Raw genomic sequence first — 14,289 nt, forward strand, 5'->3', positions numbered from 1 at the left:
CGAAGAGTCACACCACAAATTCCGTCCGTTAAAACGATCACAATCGCCGAGGCGCCGCGTCCGGCGGTGACGCGGCCCGCGGCGGAGGGGCCGCTTGGCGGTCCCTCCGACGTCCGAGGCTGCCCGGTGACCGGATCGCGCTCTTGCGGACGATTTGCGGGCGTGGGAAACAAGGGGCACACGGCGGGTGGCGGCGCGGGGACGAGGAGGTGCCGTGGGCGGTGGCGGGCGGATCGGTGGGGGCGGCGGGGGCAGATCGGCGGGGCCTTCGCCGTGGGCCCGGGAGCGGTTCGGGGAGCACGCGGCGGCGTTGGCGGCCACCGTGCCGGTGCGGCTGGCCCGCGCGCACGCGCGGGCCCGGACCACGCACGAGGCCGCCGGGCTGAGGAAACGCGGCCCCTACGGGGACGTGCTCGCCGAGGCCGTCCGCGAGGAGCTGGCCGAGCAGTCCCTCGCGCTGGGCGGTGCCGTGCGCGAGTTGCGCGGGTTCTCCTACGCAGTGATTAATGACCACGCCCTGTTCCCGTACCGGTACGCGAACCGCCCGCTGCCGCTGGGACGGGCCCGGCTGCCCGCGAGGACGTCGCAGCTGCGCAGGCGGATGTTCGCCGCGCACGGCCCGGAGCCGGACGAGGGGCTGTTCCCGCTGGACGAGACCCTGACCGGCGACGCCTACGAGCAACTGCACGAGGCGTTCGAGGAACTGGGCAGCTCCACCACCCTGGTGTCCGTCTTCTACACCGCGGATGTCGAACACGGCGTCCACACTGCTTACTGGGGCGACGCCCGCCTGGAACCGGACCGGACCTTCACCTGGTCGCACGTGGAACGGCTGCCGAACGTTGCGGCGTGACGGCTCCGGGCACGGAGCCGGCCGGGGCGGCCCGGGCCGGCTGACGGTCCGCGCATCCCCCAGCCGTTCCGGTTGTCCCCCAGCCGTTCCGGCGCGCCGCCGGGGCCGCCACGGCCACCGCTCCGGCGCTCAGACCCTGAGCGCGGGCCGCCGGTCCGCCCACGGCTGCGCCTGCTCGAGCTGCGCCGCCAGCCGCAGCATCCGGCCCTCCTCCCCCAGCCGTCCGACGAACTGGACGCCGAGGGGCAGTCCGTCCGCCGTCCAGTGGAGCGGCACGCTCATCGCGGGGCGTCCGGTGATGTTGGCGAGCTGGGTGTACGGGACCCAGCCGAGGTTGTCGTCGATGAGCCGTTCGACGATCGGGGAGAACCTGAGCAACCCGGCGCCACGGACCCTCAGCAGCGCCTCCTGTGCCGTCCGGACGGCCCGGGGCAGCTCGAACGCCCCGATGCGGGGCGGGGGCGTCGCGGTGGTCGGGGTGAGGAGGAAGTCGTAGGAGGCGTGGAACGCGGACAGCCGCCGGACGTGCAGGTGGCGGTGCTCGACGGCGCGGATCAGCTCGACGGGGCGGGTCGCGCGGCCGAGGGCGGCCATGACCAGGGTGTCGGGCTCGAAGGCGGAGTCCCCGGCCCCGGTCAGCGCCTTCGCCGCGTCGACGAAGTACGCGACGTGGGCGAACCAGGTCGTCAGGAAGTCCCGGGCGAGCGCCGCGTCGTCGTAGGGCGCCCGGTCGAGCCGTTCGACCTCGTGGCCGAGGCCGGTCAGCACCTCGGCCGCCCGGTCCGCCGCGGCGACCGCCTCGGGGTGGGGTGCGGGATTGATGGAGCTGGCGGTGCACAGGCCGATCCGGAGCCGCCCGGGATCGCGCCCGACCTCGTCCGCGAAGGGCGTGGCCTGCCGCGCCCCGAGATAGGGGGCCTCGGGGGCCGGGCCGGCCAGCACGTCCAGCATCGCCGCGGTGTCGCGGACCGAGCGGGAGATCACGCCGTCGGTCGCCGTGCCGCCGAGCGCCTCGCCGGCCGCGGGGCCGGCCGGGACCAGGCCGCGGGACGGCTTGAGGCCGAAGAGGCCGCAGGCGGAGGCGGGGATGCGGATGGACCCGCCCCCGTCGCTCGCGGCTGCGCACGGCACGATGCCGGCCGCGACCGCCGCCGCGGACCCCCCGGACGAGCCCCCGGGGGTGTGGTCGGTGTTCCAGGGGTTGCGTGCCGGGCCGAACAGGGCGGGCTCGGTGATGCCCTTGGCCCCGAACTCCGGGGTGTTGGTCTTCCCGAAGACCACGAGGCCGGCGTCCAGCCAGCGCTGCACCACGGTGGCGTTCTCCGCGGCCGGCACGGAGGCGAACGCCCGGGAGCCGTTGCTCGTCGGGTGACCGGCCAGGTCCTGCTGGAGGTCCTTCAGCAGGAAGGGGACACCCCTGAGCGGTGCGTCCGACGCCGCTCCCGGTTCCGGCTCCGGCGGCTCGACCTCGGCGACGATCGCGTTGATCGTCGGGTTGACCTCCGCCGCCCGCGCGCGGGCAGCGGCCAGGAGCTCGGCCGGCTTCACCTCGCCGGACCGGACCAGCTGCGCCAGGCCCACGGCGTCGTAGCCCGGGTAGTCGTCCATCGCTCGTCCCCTCCCGCGGCGCCGGGCCGCAGTGGCCCGCCCCGCTGACGCGTGCGCCCCGGTGCTCGCCCGGGGACGAGGAGAAACGTAGCCCATCCGGCGGTACTACCGGACGGGGTGCGGCCGGACGGGGTGCGGCCGGACGGGGTGGCCGCTGGGCGAGTGGCGAGCACGGGCGGGCGAGTGCGGGTGGGCGGATCCGGGCGGGCGGTTGCTGCGCCCGGCTCAGCGTCCCGTTCCCCCCGGGTCCCCGCCCGGGCGCACGTCGAAGCCGCCCCTGCCGTCGAAGCGCACCTCGAGGACGTCGTCGAGCCCGTCCGAGCGCTGCGGGCGGCGCAGGCGCCGGAGCGTGTCGTACACGCCCACCTCGGGCACCCGGTCCGCACCCTGCCGGGCCGCGTTGCGCCGCAGGGAACCCGGCACGTCCGGGGGGAACCAGTACGCCACCGCCCGCGCGCCGTACGCGCGGGCCGCGGCGATCAGCGGCGCCCACTCCAGCGGCGACGGGTTGGTGTTGTCCACCACCACCGACCGCCCCTGCGCGAGCGCCTCCTCCACCAGCCGCATCTGCCGGCGCTGCCGGTTGCGGGCCCGGCGGAACAGGTCCTTGCTGACCACCGCGTGCCCCGCGGAGAAGTGCCGGGCGCGGAAGGTCGACTTGCCCGACGCCTGCAGCCCGACGAGCATCGCCAGCTCCAACTGCCCCGGTCCCACCGCTGCACCGCCTCCCGCCGCACCCGCCTGCCTGCCTTCCTGCCTGCCCGCCTGCCTGCCTGCCTGCCTGCCTGCACCCATTGTCCCGCTTGCCGCACTCGCCCCGGGCCGCCGGACCGGACGGGCAAGCGCCGCCTCGATGGCCGCCCGCGGGCGGCGGACGTAGCGTGGTTCCCGGATCGCACCACCGGGACGGACGGACGCGCCCCGTCCCGGCACCCGGTTCCCGGCACGGAGGAGGTCCCATGTCCGACAGTGCCTCTCCGGCCCGCGAGGGCGCGCGGATCGTGGTCACGGGCGCGACCGGGAACGTGGGCACCGAAGTGGTGCGGGCGCTCGGCGCGGACCCCCGGGTCGCCTCGGTGCTGGGCCTGGCCCGGCGCGTGCCGCGCTGGGACCCGCCGAAGACCCGGTGGGCGGGCGCGGACATCACCCACGACGACCTGGCCGGGCACTTCCTCGGCGCCGACGCGGTGATCCACCTCGCCTGGACCTTCCAGCCCACCCACGATCCGGTCGCCACCTGGCGGAACAACGTCCTCGGGGGCGTCCGCGTCCTCGACGCCGTCGTCGCCGCCGGCGTCCCGGCGCTGGTCCACGCCTCCTCTGTGGGCGCCTACTCCCCCGGCCCCGGTGGGATCCCCGTGGACGAGTCGTGGCCCACCCACGGCTGGCCGGACACCGCCTACTGCCGGGAGAAGGCGTACCTGGAACGGGTCCTGGACTGCTTCGAGTGCGAGAACCGGGGCGTGCGGGTGGTGCGGCTGCGTCCCGGTTTCGTCTTCAAGCGGGAGGCGGCCTCCCACCAGCTGCGGCTGTTCGCGGGCCGCCTGCTGCCGCCGGGCGCCGTGCGCCCGGAACTGCTCCCCGTCCTGCCGGCCTTCGCCGGGCTGCGGTTCCAGGCCCTGCACGCGTCCGACGCCGCCGAGGCGTACCGGCTGGCCGCGCTCGGGCGGGCCCGGGGCGCGTTCAACGTCGCGGCCGGTCCCGTCGTCGACGCGGACGTGCTGGCCGACGTCCTGAACGCCCGCGCCGTCCCGTTCCCCCGCGGGCCGCTGCGCACGGCCCTGTCCGCAGCCTGGCGCCTGCGCCTGCTGCCCGCCTCGCCCCACCTGTTCGACGCGGTCGTGCACCTCCCCGTGATGGACACGGCCCGGGCCCGGGAGGAGCTGGGCTGGTCGCCCCGGTACGGCGCGCGCGAGGCCGTGGCGGAGTTCCTGGACGGGCTGCGCGGGGGCGACAGGCTGCCGACCGACCCGCTGTCCGTGGCCCGGTGACACCTGGTCCCGGCCCGGAGACACCGGGCCGGGACGGCGGCGCGCCGGCCGTGGGGCGGTGTCCCGGCCGGGGGCGGCGCGCCGGTCCCCCAGCGGTGTGCGGCGGCCCGGTCGTGGACCGGCACCGGCAGGGCGAGGCGGCGCCAGGAGCGCGGATGAACCGCTGCGGGCTGCGCCGTCTGCCCGGCAGGTTCAGTGGGCGTGGCCGTCGCCGTGGTCGTTCCCGTCCTTCTCCGTCCCCTTCTCGGCCTCTGCCGCGGGCTTCGCCCCGGCGTGGGCGGTGAACGCGGCCGTGCGGACCTTGCCGTCGTGCTTGAAGTCCAGGTAGAGGCGGTAGGTGCCGGCGGAGGGCGCCTCGACGTGGAAGGCGACGGCCGGGCCGGGCGGGGTGGTCCCGTCGCCGGGGGCGCCGTCGGGGTGGACGTGCAGGTAGGCCAGGTCCCCGGCGCGGAGCGCCACGAGGTGCCCGTAGGCGCCCAGGTACGGCTCCAGGTCGGTGACCGGCTCGCCGTCCTTCGAGACCGACAGCCGCACCTTGCCGGAGGCGCCGGGCTCCAGATCGCCGGTGAGCGTGACCTCGTAGCCGTCGACGGTGGCGGTGCGGGAGGCGGCGGGGACCGCCTTCGGCTCGTAGTCGCCGGTCACGGCCAGGTCGGCCCCCAGCGTGAGCGGCTCCGCCCCGGGTGCGTCGGGGGTGAAGTCGGCGAAGACCCGGTAGTCGCCCGCTTTCACCAGGTCCGCCGAGGTGCTCCACGTGCCGTCCTCGTCGAGGGAGGGGTGCAGGTGGCGGTAGGTGGACAGGTCGCGGGTGGTGAGGACGAGGTGCAGCTGCTTGTCGTGCACGGTCTCGAACCGGGTGACCGGCTCGCCGTCGGGCCCCAGGACGCGGAGGCTCAGGGTCCGGTCGCGTCCCGCGTCCAGGCGGTTCTCGTCCAGGGCGAGGGTGTAGCCGTTCTCGGAGACCTGCAGTCCGCCGGGGGGCTCGGTGTCCGTCTTTTTCCCTCCCTTCCCGCTCCCGGGTTCGTGGGCGGGGGCCCCGTCGGCGGTGTGGCCGGCGGGGGCCGGGGCGCCGACCGGGCCGACGGCGTTTCCGACGCCGAAGGCGCCGGCGAAGACGACGGCCACGGCGGCGCCGAAGACGCCCAGCTTCGCAGGGGTGTTCATCAGGACCTCCGGGGATTCGGGGATTCGGGGATGCGGGGTGCGGCCGTCCGGTGGGCCGCGTGGTTGCGGTGGACAGCCGGGTGCGGACGGGCGCGCACAGGGCGGTGACGGCATGCGGGGCACGGCGGGCCCGGCCCGCGGCCCATGCGGCCGAACGAGGAACACCATACCCCCCCTGGGTATGCGGGCAACCTCTTGCGCGGCATCTCCGGCCACTTGGGGAGAGGGCCCCTCCCGCCGCCCTGCGAAGTCGCGCCGACTCTCCCTCCCCGGAACGCCGTTCCGCTCCTCCTGCTTGCGGCATACCCCCGGGGGGTAATACTGTTCTCGACATACCCCCAGGGGGTACCTGTCCATCGCCACGCCCAGGAGGAACCCATGTCGTCCTGCTGTACTCCCGACGGAAGCTGCAGCACCGGTGCGACCACCACCGTCGCCCCCGGCCCCACCACCGTCTACAACGTCGCCGGCATGACCTGCGGCCACTGCAAGTCCACGCTCACCGAGGCGATCGGCGGACTGGACGGCGTCCTCGCCGTCGACGTCGAGCTCTCCACCGGCCGGGTCACCGTGACCACCGCGGGCGAGCCCGACGACGCGAGGATCGCCGCGGTCGTCGACGACGCCGGCTACGAACTCACCGGCCGGGCCTGACCCCTACCGCCCCGCGGCGTGCGGGCCCCGGCCCGTCCGGGTCCCGCACGCCGCCGTCATCCAGCCCGAGGAGCAGTGATGACCACCACCGCGACCCCCTCCACCAGCGAGGTCGAACTCGCCATCGGCGGCATGACCTGTGCCTCGTGCGCCGCCCGCATCGAGAAGAAGCTCAACCGCATGGACGGGGTGGAGGCCACCGTCAACTACGCCACCGAGAAGGCCAAGGTCACCTACCGCGAGGACATCGCGGTGGACGACCTGATCGCCACGGTGGAGGCCACCGGCTACACCGCCGCCCCGCCCGCCCCCTCCGGAGCCGACGGCCGCGAGGGCCCGGCCGGGGACGCCGCGGACCGGGAGGACGCGGAGCTGCAGCCGCTGCGCCGGCGCCTCGTCACCGCCGTGGCGCTGGCCGTGCCGGTGATCGCCCTGGCGATGGTGCCCGCCTGGCAGTTCGAGTACTGGCAGTGGCTCTCGCTGACCCTGACCGCGCCGGTGGTCACCTACGCGGCCTGGCCCTTCCACCGCGCGGCGTTCACCAACGCCCGCCACGGCGCCGCCACCATGGACACCCTGATCTCGGTGGGTACCGGCGCCGCGTTCCTGTGGTCGCTGTGGGCGCTGTTCTTCGGCACCGCGGGCGTCCCGGGAATGACCCACGGCTTCGAGTTCACCGTCGCACGCAGCGACGGGGCGGGGAACATCTACCTCGAGGCCGCCGCAGGCGTGACCGCGTTCATCCTGGCCGGGCGGTACTTCGAGGCCCGGTCCAAGCGGAAGGCCGGGGCCGCGCTGAAGGCGCTGCTGGAGCTGGGCGCCAAGGAGGTCACCGTGCTGCGCGGTGGCCGCGAGGAGCGGATCCCCACCGCGGAGCTGGCCGTCGGCGACCGGTTCGTGGTCCGGCCCGGGGAGAAGATCGCCACCGACGGCACCGTCGTCGAGGGCAGCTCGGCGGTGGACGCCTCGATGCTCACCGGCGAGTCCGTCCCCGTGGAGGTCGCGGTCGGCGACACCGTCACCGGCGCCACCCTCAACGCCGGCGGACGCCTCGTCGTCGAGGCCACCCGGGTCGGCTCGGACACCCAGCTGGCGCGGATGGCCAAGCTGGTGGAGGACGCCCAGAACGGCAAGGCCGCCGCCCAGCGGCTGGCCGACCGCATCTCCGCCGTCTTCGTGCCCGTCGTCATCGCCCTGGCCGTCGCCACCCTCGGCTTCTGGCTCGGCAGCGGCGCCGGCTGGACGGCCGCCTTCACCGCCGCCGTCGCTGTCCTGATCATCGCCTGCCCGTGCGCCCTGGGCCTGGCCACCCCGACCGCCCTGATGGTCGGCACCGGCCGCGGCGCCCAGCTGGGCATCCTCATCAAGGGCCCCGAGGTCCTGGAGACCACCCGCCGGGTGGACACCGTCGTGCTGGACAAGACCGGCACCGTCACCACCGGCCGGATGACCCTGCTGGCCGTGCACACCGCCGACGGCCAGGACGAGACCGAGGTCCTGCGGCTGGCCGGCGCCCTCGAGCACGCCTCCGAGCACCCCATCGCCCGGGCGGTGGCCGCCGGTGCCGCCGAGCGCGTCGGCGCCCTGCCCTCCCCGGAGGACTTCGCCAACGTCCCCGGGCTCGGCGTCCAGGGCGTCGTCGACGGCCACGCCGTCCTCGTCGGACGCGAGGCGCTGCTGGCCGAGTGGGCGATGGAACTGCCCGCCGCGCTGAAGCGCGCCAAGCGCGAGGCCGAGGCCGCCGGCCGGACCGTCGTCACGGTGGCCTGGGACGGGGAGGCGCGGGCCGTGCTGGAGGTCGCCGACGCCGTCAAGCCCACCAGCGCCGAGGCCGTCGCACGGCTGCGGGAACTGGGGCTGACCCCGATCCTGCTCACCGGCGACAACACCGCCGTGGCCGAGGCCGTCGCCGCCGAGGTCGGCATCGACGAGGTGATCGCCGAGGTCATGCCGCAGGACAAGGTCGACGTCGTCAAGCGCCTCCAGGCCGAAGGGCGTTCGGTGGCCATGGTCGGCGACGGCGTCAACGACGCCGCGGCCCTGGCCCAGGCCGACCTCGGCCTGGCCATGGGCACCGGCACCGACGCCGCCATCGAGGCCGGCGACCTGACCCTGGTCCGCGGCGACCTGCGCGCCGCAGCCGACGCCGTCCGGCTGGCCCGCCGCACCCTGGCCACCATCAAGTCCAACCTGTTCTGGGCCTTCGCCTACAACGTGGCCGCCCTGCCGCTGGCCGCCGCCGGGCTGCTCAACCCCATGATCGCCGGAGCCGCCATGGCGTTCTCCTCGGTCTTCGTCGTCGGCAACAGCCTGCGCCTGCGCGGCTTCCGCGCCGCCGCCTGAGCCGGGGAACGGGGCCCGGGCCCGCCACCGCCCCGACCCGATAACGGGCCGGGGCGGCCGGCCGGTCCTCCCGTGCCGTCAGGAACCGGCCCAGGAGAGGCACCGGGAGGGCGCGGGGAGGGGACGGGGCCCCGGGGGAAGCGGGCCGCGCACGGGTCCGGCACGAACGTCCCAGGTACGCGTCACCGGGCCGCGGGAACGCCTCAGGTGCGGAACCGCTTGTTCAAGTAGGCCAGGACGGCCAGGACGCGGCGGTGGCCGCTGTCGCTCGGCGTCAGGCCCAGCTTGAGGAACACGTTCCCGATGTGCTTGCTGACGGCCCGCTCCGTGACCACCAGGTGAGCCGCGATCGTGGCGTTGTCCCGCCCCTCCGCCATGAGCCGGAGCACCTCCCGCTCCCGCGGGGTGAGGCTGTCGACGGGGTCGTCCTTGCGGGCGGCGAGCAGTTCGGACACCACCTCGGGGTCCAGGGCGGTGCCCCCGGCCGCCACGCGCTCGAGGGCGTCGAGGAACTCGTCGACCCGGCCGACCCGGTCCTTGAGCAGGTAGCCGACCCCGCTCGCGCCGCCGCCCAGCAGTTCGGCGGCGTACGTCTCCTCCACGTACTGGGAGAGCACCAGGACCGGCAGCCCGGGGATCTCCGCGCGCGCCGCGAGCGCGGCCCGCAGCCCCTCGTCGCGGAAGCCCGGGGGCATCCGCACATCCAGTACGGCGACGTCGGGGCGGTGCTCCAGCAGGACGGGCAGCACCTCCGGACCGCTGGCGGCCACCGCCGCCACCTCGTGCCCGGCGGAGGTGAGGAGCAGGACGAGCCCCTCCCTCAGCAGCGCGTTGTCCTCGGCGATCACCACACGCACGGAAGCTCCACTTCGATCACGGTCGGCCCCCCGGCGGGGCTGGACATCTGCACGATGCCGTCGAGAGCGGCCGTCCGCCGCCGCACACCGAGCAGCCCGCTGCCGCGCGACTCGTCGGCGCCGCCCTTCCCCTCGTCACGCACCGAGACCCTCAACGCACGCGGAGTGCGCGCGAGTTCCACCCGAGCGCGCCGCGACCCGCTGTGCTTGGCGGCGTTGGTCAGCGACTCCGCCACCGCGAAGTAGGCGGCGGCCTCCACGGCCGCGGGCGGACGGGGACCGTCCTCGACGCCCTCCTCGGTCACCTCGACGTCCAGGCCGCTGCCGGCCGCCAGCGCCCGGACCGCGCCGACCAGCCCCCGGTCGGTCAGAATCGGCGGGTGGATCCCGCGGACCACGTGCCGGAGCTCGACGAGCGCCTCCTCGACCTGCTCCTGGGCGTCGTCGAGGAGCCTGCGGGCGGCGTCCGGGTCGGTCTCGTACGCCCGGCGGGCCAGGCCCACGCGCATGGACAGGGCGACCAGACGGGCCTGGGTGCCGTCGTGCAGGTCGCGTTCGATACGGCGCAGCTCGGCGCCGTGCGCGGCGACGGCGTCGGCGCGGGTGGCGGTCAGCTCCTCGACGCGGTCCGCGAGTTCGGCGCTGCGCCGGGCGTCCGCGGAGGGTTCCAGCAGCGCCCGCGACCAAGCGGAGTCCAGGTCGGCGAGCCGGCCGACGAGCGGCAGCACCACGGCCCGGCGCCCCAGCACCCCGCACCACACGCCGTCCACCAGGACGCCGAAGACCCACACGACGAGGGCCGCGCACGCCAGCAGCCAGCCGTACAGGAAGTGCACGGCCAGCCAGCGCAGATCGCGGTAGGTGCCCGGGTCCCCGACCGCGGTACGCACCCGCACACCGAGGTCGCCGACGAGCGGCACGTACAGCTCGGGGACGGCTTCACCGGTCCACCGCTCGACCTCGCGGCGCTTGAACCCCGCGACCCTGCGCAGCAGCAGGACGGTCTCGGGCAGCGCCCCGGCCCCGACCACCATGAGGGTTGCGACCGCGGTGAACACCAGAAGGGGCAGGAACAGCAGCGAGGCCAGCGCCAGTCCGGCCGTTCTCAACAACTGTTCCGTCGCACGCCGCTCGAGCCACGGCCTCTCATCCATGACGATCAGACTAAGCGGCCCGTTCGGAACGGGGAGGTGTGTGCGCCACCGGCAGGGGGTGTAGCCCGCTACACCCCGGATCGGGGACAGTGCCCCATCGATCCGCCCCGGCCCGGGAAGGCATCGTGGTGCCGGCGGGGCCGCCGGGCCCCACCGCACCGCACCGCACCGATGAAGGGAACGTCATGAAGGCTCTGCTCTGGGTCCTGCTCGTGGCCGCCGTCGCCGTCAACGCCTCCACCAGCTTCGCCTTCGACGGCGGCAAGCAGATCGCCATCAGCGTCGGCACCGGCATCATCGCGCTGGCCTCTGCCGCAGCCCTCTTCCTCCTGCGCCCGAAGCGCGCAAAGGCCTGACCCCGCACCACCGGAGCGCCCCCGCACCGGGACCAAGCCCCGACCCCGGCCCCGGGCGGGCGCAGATCCTGGGCAGGTTCCGGCCCCGGGCGGGCACAGGCCCCCGCCCGGCCCGCAGGCCCCGTCCCCGCAGGCCCGCCCGGCGGCCCGGCACGCCGGCACCCGCACCGCCCGCCCGCCCATCCGGTACGGGATCCGCGAGGTCAGCGCCACGCTCGGCGAGACACGGAAACGGCGCGCCGGGACCGCGGCACCCCGCGCCGGTGCCCACCACTGGACCTTCGCCCACCTGCGTGCCCCGGCCTCCGTTCCGGCTCCTCCACCGGCCACTCAAGCCACTCGGGCCACTCCGGCCGGACCACGACCGCCGTCCTGCGGGACGCCGCGCACCGGGGCGAGGCGGCGACCGAACTCGGTCACGAACGCCTGCAGAGGCACAACCCGCGGCACACGGATCTCACTCGGACAGCGGATACCGGGGGCCCGCTGCATGTGCTGCGGAAGACCGCCGGGTACGGCTCGCCCACCACCGCTCGGCGGTACCTCCGCCCGGACCGCCGCTCGTCCGAGCCGGCGAGGGCCGCGCTCAACGCACATCCCCCGGCCGGACGGGAGATGCCTGGTCCCGAGATGGTCCCGGAGGAGAAGCCTCGGCGGCATCCGCGACTCGTCAGCCGATCCGGCCTCCGGACACGCGAAAGCCCGCTGATCTGGAGTTTCCCTCCAGCCCAGCGGGCTTCCTGCACCGTCGGGACGACAGGATTTGAACCTGCGACCCCTTGACCCCCAGTCAAGTGCGCTACCAAGCTGCGCCACGTCCCGGTGCTCGTTCCCCCGGGGCTTTCCCCGGTTGACCGCGCACGAGAACAATAGCGCACTTGAGGGGGTGCTCGCAGACACCACCCGTCCGGACCGGCCACGACACCCGCCGGAGCCGGTCCGGGCGGTGCCCGCCGGCGGATCGGCCGCACCTTGCCGGCGGACCGGCGGACCCGGCCGGCGGCCCCGGGGCACGGCCGGCCGCGGCGGAAGATGAGTAGCCGTACTCATGTGTCCCGCACCGTGCCGGTGGATCCTTCCGGACATGACTGGAGCCCCTGTGCGGCAGCAGAACACCGGCGCCTTCTTCGCCCAGGCCGCGATTTCGTTCGCCGTGTCGGCGACGGCGGTGGCCGTCGGCATCTTCTTCCTCGACGTGAACGTGTGGGTCAGGGCCTTCCTCGGGCTCGGGCTGCTCTACGTGATCACGTCGGCGTTCACCCTCGCCAAGGTCGTGCGGGACAAGGAGGAGGCGCACCAGGTGGTCAGCAGGGTCGACCAGGCGAGGCTCGACAAGCTGCTCGCCGAGCACGATCCGTTCAAGGTGGACGGCTGATCCCTGCCCAGCCCTCCGACGGGGGCGCTGCGGTGCCCGGGCCGGCACCCCGGGCCGGGCCGGCCCCCGGGCCCGGCGGGGTCCGGGCACCCGCTTGACCTCAACCTTGCTTGAGGTTGAACGCTGTCGTCATGACTCCGAACACGATCACCGCCAAGGGCGTGAGCGCCCACGAGCGCACCCCTGGCAACGCTGCCCCGTCCCGCTCCTACGAGGACCTGCCGCGCCTGATGGCGCTGATGACGGGCGACGAGAAGCACGATTCCGCCGCGACCTCGACGCTGGACGTCCTGTGGGTCCTGTACGACCGCGTGCTGCGCGTGTCGCCGCAGACCGTCGACGCCCCCGACCGGGACCGCTTCCTGCTCTCGAAGGGCCACGGCCCCATGGCGTACTACGCGGTGCTCGCCGCGAAGGGATTCCTCGACGAGGAGACCCTGTCCGGCTTCGGCGCCTTCGACTCCCCGCTGGGCCACCACCCCGACCGGCTGCTGGTGCCCGGTGTCGAGATCGGGTCCGGCTCGCTCGGCCACGGCCTGGGACTGGCCGTGGGCACGGCCCTGGGACTGCGGGCCCAGGGCCTGACCGACCCACGGGTGTGGGTGCTGGCCGGCGACGCCGAGATGGACGAGGGCAGCAACCACGAGGCCGTCGCCTACGCCGGGGCGGCCGGGCTGGAGAACCTGCGCGCCGTGGTCGTCGACAACGACTCCGCGACCCACGGCTGGCGCGGCGGCCTGGCCTCCCGCTTCGAGGCCGAGGGCTGGTCCGCGGTGACCGTGGACGGCCGCGACCACGAGGCCCTGTACTCGGCGTTCACCGCCGCCCGCCCGGGCCGGCCGCACGCCGTCGTCGCCCGCGTCGAGCCGAAGCCCTCCGCGCACTGATCCCCGTCACGGCCGACCCGCGCACTCCGCCCCCTTCCGTCCCGCAGTACCCCGAGGAGAGACCTGTCATGACTACAACCGCAACCGCCCCTGCTCCCGCTGCCCCCGCCGCGTCCGCCCGTGACACCGCGCGCGAGCGGTTCGCCGCCGTGACCGGCGCGCTGCTGGACGAGGAACCGCGCCTGGCCGTCGTCCTCGCCGACATCAGCGCCGCCGCCTTCCGCGACGCCATGGAGAAGCACCCGGACCGGGTGGTCAACGTCGGCATCCGGGAGCAGTTGATGATCGGTGTCGCCGGAGGGCTGGCGCTGACCGGGATGCGGCCGGTCGTGCACACCTTCTCCAGCTTCCTGGTGGAGCGGCCCTTCGAGCAGGTCAAGCTGGACCTGAACCACCAGGGCGTGGGGGCGGTGCTGGTGAGCGCGGGCGGCTCCTACGACATGCCGACGGCCGGCCGCACCCACATGGCGCCCGGCGACGTGGCCCTGCTGGACACCCTCGACGGGTGGACGGTGCACGTACCGGGCCACCCGGACGAGGCGGAGGCGCTGCTGCGTCACGCCGTGAACGACGGAGGGGGCGACGGCCGGGTGTACCTGCGGCTGTCGCTGCAGGAGAACGCGCGGCCTCGGAGGGTGGTGCCGGGAGTCTTCGAGCCGGTGCGGGAGGGGCGCGGCGGGGTGGTCGTGGCCGTCGGGCCGATGCTCGACCCGGTGCTGGAGGCCGTGGAGGGGCTGGACGTGTCCGTGCTGTACGCCGCCACCGTCCGGCCGTTCGACGCGGCCGGCCTGCGTGCGGCGGCGGCCGGGGCGGACGCGGCCGACGTGGTGCTGGTCGAGCCCTACCTGGCGGGCACCTCCACCCGGTGGGCCGCCGCCGCGCTGGAGGACGTGCCGCACCGGGTCCTGGGGCTGGGCACGGCCCAGGAGGAGCTGCGGCACTACGGCACGATGCAGGACCACCTGGCCGCGCACGGACTGGACCCGCGCGGGCTGCGCGAACGGATCGGCGCCTTCCTGCGGCTGCGGCGGGCGTGAGGGTGTCCGC

General features: G+C 75.1%; 13 protein-coding genes and 1 tRNA gene. 8 read left to right on the forward strand and 6 right to left on the reverse strand.

All coding sequences use genetic code 11. From position 1 onward, the window contains the following. The first annotated feature begins 310 nt into the window (after positions 1-310). Positions 311-853, forward strand: coding sequence for a hypothetical protein (locus tag GQS52_RS03490; protein ID WP_259370550.1), 543 nt, complete (start codon positions 311-313; stop codon positions 851-853). A 129-nt stretch (positions 854-982) separates the two neighbouring features. Here the strand turns inward: GQS52_RS03490 and GQS52_RS03495 are convergent, their stop codons facing one another. Together GQS52_RS03495 and GQS52_RS03500 are read right to left on the reverse strand one after the other, a co-directional pair. After that, positions 983-2,461, reverse strand: a complete 1,479-nt coding sequence (locus GQS52_RS03495) for an amidase (protein ID WP_182311607.1) — start codon at positions 2,459-2,461, stop codon at positions 983-985. A 225-nt stretch (positions 2,462-2,686) separates the two neighbouring features. Next, a complete protein-coding gene (locus tag GQS52_RS03500) occupies positions 2,687-3,175 on the reverse strand; it encodes an ATP-binding protein (protein WP_259370551.1) in 489 nt (162 codons plus the stop codon). Between the two features lie 245 nt (positions 3,176-3,420). Between GQS52_RS03500 and GQS52_RS03505 the strand changes: the two genes are divergently transcribed. Further along, complete coding sequence (locus GQS52_RS03505) at positions 3,421-4,452, forward strand: NAD-dependent epimerase/dehydratase family protein (protein ID WP_182311609.1); 1,032 nt, start codon at positions 3,421-3,423, stop codon at positions 4,450-4,452. A gap of 192 nt (positions 4,453-4,644) precedes the next feature. Here GQS52_RS03505 and GQS52_RS03510 read toward each other — a convergent pair whose 3' ends face one another. Next, positions 4,645-5,616, reverse strand: a complete 972-nt coding sequence (locus GQS52_RS03510; protein WP_182311610.1) for a hypothetical protein — start codon at positions 5,614-5,616, stop codon at positions 4,645-4,647. 378 nt (positions 5,617-5,994) lie between these two features. On the opposite strand from GQS52_RS03510, the gene GQS52_RS03515 reads away from it, so the two are divergent. Both GQS52_RS03515 and GQS52_RS03520 read left to right on the forward strand, forming a co-directional pair. Beyond that, entirely contained in the window at positions 5,995-6,270 is a 276-nt protein-coding gene (locus GQS52_RS03515) for a heavy-metal-associated domain-containing protein (protein WP_182311611.1), read from the forward strand. Positions 6,271-6,348: 78 nt separating this feature from the next. Continuing rightward, the gene (locus GQS52_RS03520) at positions 6,349-8,613 is read left to right on the forward strand and encodes a heavy metal translocating P-type ATPase (RefSeq protein ID WP_182311612.1); all 2,265 of its coding nucleotides are present in this window, start codon (positions 6,349-6,351) and stop codon (positions 8,611-8,613) included. A gap of 203 nt (positions 8,614-8,816) precedes the next feature. Here the strand turns inward: GQS52_RS03520 and GQS52_RS03525 are convergent, their stop codons facing one another. Both GQS52_RS03525 and GQS52_RS03530 read right to left on the reverse strand, forming a co-directional pair. Further along, positions 8,817-9,470: a response regulator transcription factor gene (locus GQS52_RS03525; RefSeq protein ID WP_182311613.1), complete on the reverse strand. Its 654-nt coding sequence runs from the start codon at positions 9,468-9,470 to the stop codon at positions 8,817-8,819. After that, positions 9,458-10,624: a histidine kinase gene (locus GQS52_RS03530; protein ID WP_182311614.1), complete on the reverse strand. Its 1,167-nt coding sequence runs from the start codon at positions 10,622-10,624 to the stop codon at positions 9,458-9,460. The genes GQS52_RS03525 and GQS52_RS03530 overlap by 13 nt, the downstream gene beginning before the upstream one ends. Positions 10,625-10,809: 185 nt before the next feature. Between GQS52_RS03530 and GQS52_RS03535 the strand changes: the two genes are divergently transcribed. After that, the gene (locus GQS52_RS03535) at positions 10,810-10,980 is read left to right on the forward strand and encodes a hypothetical protein (RefSeq protein WP_182311615.1); all 171 of its coding nucleotides are present in this window, start codon (positions 10,810-10,812) and stop codon (positions 10,978-10,980) included. A gap of 748 nt (positions 10,981-11,728) precedes the next feature. Here GQS52_RS03535 and GQS52_RS03540 read toward each other — a convergent pair. Then, positions 11,729-11,802 (reverse strand) — tRNA-Pro (locus GQS52_RS03540). A 262-nt stretch (positions 11,803-12,064) separates the two neighbouring features. Between GQS52_RS03540 and GQS52_RS03545 the strand changes: the two genes are divergently transcribed. From GQS52_RS03545 to GQS52_RS03555, 3 genes are all read left to right on the forward strand, one after another. Further along, positions 12,065-12,355 (forward strand): YiaA/YiaB family inner membrane protein, encoded by a 291-nt coding sequence (locus GQS52_RS03545; RefSeq protein ID WP_182311616.1) that lies wholly within the window; start codon positions 12,065-12,067, stop codon positions 12,353-12,355. 230 nt (positions 12,356-12,585) lie between these two features. Then, positions 12,586-13,242: a transketolase gene (locus tag GQS52_RS03550; RefSeq protein ID WP_259371029.1), complete on the forward strand. Its 657-nt coding sequence runs from the start codon at positions 12,586-12,588 to the stop codon at positions 13,240-13,242. 68 nt (positions 13,243-13,310) lie between these two features. Continuing rightward, on the forward strand, positions 13,311-14,279 hold the full coding sequence (locus GQS52_RS03555) for a transketolase (protein WP_182311618.1): 969 nt from the start codon (positions 13,311-13,313) through the stop codon (positions 14,277-14,279). The last annotated feature ends 10 nt before the right edge of the window (positions 14,280-14,289 follow it).

Origin of the sequence: Streptomyces sp. SCUT-3, from assembly GCF_014083985.1 — a bacterium.
GTDB classification, from domain to species: Bacteria; Actinomycetota; Actinomycetes; order Streptomycetales; family Streptomycetaceae; genus Streptomyces_H; species Streptomyces_H thermolineatus.